Source organism: Streptomyces laculatispora (assembly GCF_017353455.1).
Lineage (GTDB): Bacteria > Actinomycetota > Actinomycetes > Streptomycetales > Streptomycetaceae > Streptomyces > Streptomyces laculatispora.
In genome coordinates, this window is sequence record NZ_JAFMPZ010000459.1 from 1 (window position 1) to 3,260 (window position 3,260).

Sequence of the window (3,260 nt, forward strand, 5' to 3'; positions counted from 1 at the left end):
GGCAGGGTGTCGTCCCGGCCGGCCGCCACCGTCACATCCGCGACGGCCGCCGCGAACTCCTCGCAGTCCACCGCCCCGAGGACCTCCGGCAGCGGCGGCAGCGACGGATAGTCGTCGAGCGGCAGCACCGAGAGGCCGAATCCGGCTCCGCTGCCCGTCACCGTGAAGCGGGAGCCCTCCACCGCGCACTCCACCGCGCCCTCGGGCAGCACCCGGCAGACATCCAGCAGCCGGCGGCCCATGACGAGCACCTTGCCGGGCCTCAGGATCTCGGCGTCCACCTCGATACGGGCGGACGCCTCGTAGTCGAGGCCGGAGATGCACAGCCGGCCGTCCGCCGCTTCCAGCAGCAGACCGCCCAGCACGGGAACGGGTGATCTCGTGGGCAGCACCCGGGCCGCCCAGGTGACCGCGTCGGCCAGTGCGCCGCGCTCGATCCGGAACTCCATGGTGGTGACCTCTCCTCGTGCGCCGGCGACCATCTCTGGTCCCCGACGCTAAGGGTCACCACTGACAACGGAGCGAGGAGGCGGTTGCGCCGACGACAGCGGCCACCCCCGTGAGCCGCTGCCGTCGTCCCCCGTGCCTCTCCCCCGAAAGGCCCGCAACCGCGTTCGGACTCTAGGCCGCGGAACAGGAGCCGGTAAAGCTTCAGTTCGCACTGTGTGGGCGGTGAGGGGTATCAGTCCGCACAACCAGGCCGGTACGCTTCACTCCGGTTTCTGGCAGGAGCGGGGGAAGTGTGCACGCGCGCGGTCGCGCCGACGACGTCATACGGATGCACGGGCTCGCCCGCTCCGGCGGTTCGCGGGAACTGCTGCGCTGGGTGTCCGGCCGTGCCGACGGCTGGGCGGGACTGCTCGGCCGCGACGGCACCGTCCTGTACGGCGTCGCCCGGGACCCGGATGCCGCGAGCGCCGGATCGGCCGCACTCGCGGCCGAGGGCGCACGGGAGCTGACGGCGCTCGGGGCCCGCTCCCTCTCGTTCGACAGGGGGCCGCACACCGCGCTGCTGTTCGCCCTGGACGGCCCGCCGGGCACCGCCGCACCGGTCCTCGCCGTGATCGGCCGGCGCCCGCTGCCGGACCGGCTGGCCGTGCTCCTCGCCGACGCGGCCCTGCCGCTCACCATGTGCTGGGCGGCCGAGACCGTCGAGCGCAAGCGCCGTCGCGTCGATCTGGCGGAGTCCCGCGGCCGCGAGGCGGTGCTGCATCTGCTCATGACCGGCCAGTTGTCGATCGCGCACCAGGTGGCGGGCGCGCTGAAGCCCGCCCTGCCCGACACCGTCCGGGTGTGCGTCGTCGAGTGCTCGGGCGGCGGCAGGGACGAGGTGGCCCGGATCTGCACGGAGCTCTCCGGCGGCCGGTCCTGGATCGTGCGGTGCCCGGTGTACGCGCGCCATCTGATCCTCATCGTGCCGGCGGGACCGGAACCGGCGGACGGACGGCTCGGCCCGGAGGTGGCCGCGGTGGTGGACGACTGCGTCGTGGGCATCAGCCAGGACGTACCGCTGTCCGACACGGCGACCGCGTACCGCCAGGCCTTCCACGCGCTGGCCGTCGCCCGCGGGCTGCCCGGCCGGCACGCCGGCTTCGGCTCGGCGCCCGAGCCCGCGCTGGTGGTCGGCGCCGAGGGTGCGCGGTGGGCCGACGCCCTGCTGGCCCCGCTGCTCGGGCATCTGCCGCGGCGCAGCCAGGACCCGGGCAGTCAGGAACTCGCGGCGACCCTCGCGTCCTGGCTCGCGTTCTCCTCGCACGCGACCTCGCATCTGAAGATCCACCGCAATACCCTGGCCGCACGGCTGCGGCTGATCGGCGAGCTGCTGGACCTGGATCTGAACCGGGTCGCCGACCAGGCCGCACTCGATCTGGCCCTGGCCGTCCGCGCCACACCCGCCCTGCCCAGGTCCGGCCGTCCGGCCGGGGACACGGCGGCGCCCGTCCTTTCGCTGGACGAGATCCTGCGCAGTCCGGCGGTCCGCTCCTGGGCGGCCCAGCAGGTGGGCCCGCTCGGCGCCCCCGCAGCGGCGGGCAACGCCTCCGACCCGTACACCACCCTGCGCACCTGGCTGGAGTGCGAGGCCCACCTCGGTCCGACGGCACAGGCGTTGTCCATCTCCGTACCCGGTGTGCGCAAGCGCCTCACCAGGCTGGAGACCGTGCTCCAGCGCTCGCTCCTGCGGACGCCGAGCGCCCGCTACGACCTGTGGCTCGCGTTCCGGGCACTGGACCTGCCCGAGGACGGACAGCCGAACGGGGGGCGCCGCCGGCCATGAGGCCGCGGGCACCCCCGTCGACGGGAGCTCAGCGGGTCAGCAGCTCAGGTTCGATCCGGGCGTCGTGCCGAGGATCGACACGAAGGCCTGGTACTTGTCGATCCGGCTCTGGACCTGGGCGGGGTTGCCGCCGTTGCACTCGATGGAGCCGTTGATCGAGCGGATCGTCTCACCGAATCCGGCGCCGTTCACCATGGCGTTGTGGGCCGTCATGGTGCCGGGGCCGTTCTGGGTGTTCCAGTACCAGAGGCCGGTCTTCCAGGCCACGGCGGCGTTCTGCTCGACCAGGTAGGGGTTGCCCAGCAGGTCGATGCCGAGGGCGTCACCGGCGGCCTTGTAGTTGAAGTTCCAGCTGAGCTGGATCGGGCCGCGGCCGTAGTACGCGGACTGGCCCGCGGGACAGCCGTAGGGCTGGCTGCTGTCGCAGTAGTGGGGGTAGTTGGCCGTGTTCTGCTCGACCACGTACACCAGGCCGCCGGTCTCGTGGCTGACGTTGGCCAGGAACGCGGCCGCCTCCTGCTTCTTCACCGTGTCGCTGCCGGTGTTGGCGAAGCCCGGGTAGGCGCTCAGCGCGGCGGTGAGACCGCTGTAGGTGTAGAAGGAACTCCGGCCCGGGAACATCTGGTTGAACTGCGCCTCGCTGACGACGAAGCCGTCGGACGAGCCGGGGCCGCCCGGGTCCGTGCCGCCGCTCCCGCAGCTGCCCTGGTCGGCCCAGACGTCGGAGCTGCCGGGCTTCTCGTTCTGGGTCCACCACTTGGCGGTCCAGTTGTGCCCGTTGTACGAGGCGGCGCCGCCGCCCGTGTAGACGGACGAGGAGTTCCAGGCAGCCGCGCAGTCGGCCGCCGATGCGGTGGTGGCGGGAAGGACGACAAGCGTCGCGACGACCGCGCCCAGCGCGGCGAGCACGCCCATGATGCGTCTGATCATGTGAACACTCCTTCGGCGCGGCGCACCGAGCTCATCGGTGCGCCGCGCCGAAGGA

At 72.8% G+C, this 3,260-nt stretch carries 2 protein-coding genes and 1 pseudogene; 1 reads left to right on the top strand and 2 read right to left on the bottom strand.

Going from position 1 to position 3,260, the window contains the following annotated elements; translation table 11 throughout:
• Positions 1-449, bottom strand: a pseudogene (locus J1C73_RS22410) (DNA polymerase III subunit beta); the annotation flags it as partial.
• 329 nt (positions 450-778) lie between these two features.
• Here J1C73_RS22410 and J1C73_RS22415 point away from each other — a divergent pair.
• On the top strand, positions 779-2,275 hold the full coding sequence (locus J1C73_RS22415; RefSeq protein WP_207317997.1) for a helix-turn-helix domain-containing protein: 1,497 nt from the start codon (positions 779-781) through the stop codon (positions 2,273-2,275).
• Positions 2,276-2,311: 36 nt separating this feature from the next.
• Here J1C73_RS22415 and J1C73_RS22420 read toward each other — a convergent pair whose 3' ends face one another.
• Complete coding sequence (locus J1C73_RS22420) at positions 2,312-3,205, bottom strand: glycoside hydrolase family 19 protein (protein WP_207317996.1); 894 nt, start codon at positions 3,203-3,205, stop codon at positions 2,312-2,314.
• Positions 3,206-3,260: the final 55 nt, after the last annotated feature.

Coding starts and splice junctions, on each gene's coding strand:
- J1C73_RS22415 (WP_207317997.1), top strand. CDS start 779: ATGCACGGGCTCGCCCGCTCCGGCGGTTCGCGGGAACTGCTGCGCTGG.
- J1C73_RS22420 (WP_207317996.1), bottom strand. CDS start 3,205: ATGATCAGACGCATCATGGGCGTGCTCGCCGCGCTGGGCGCGGTCGTC.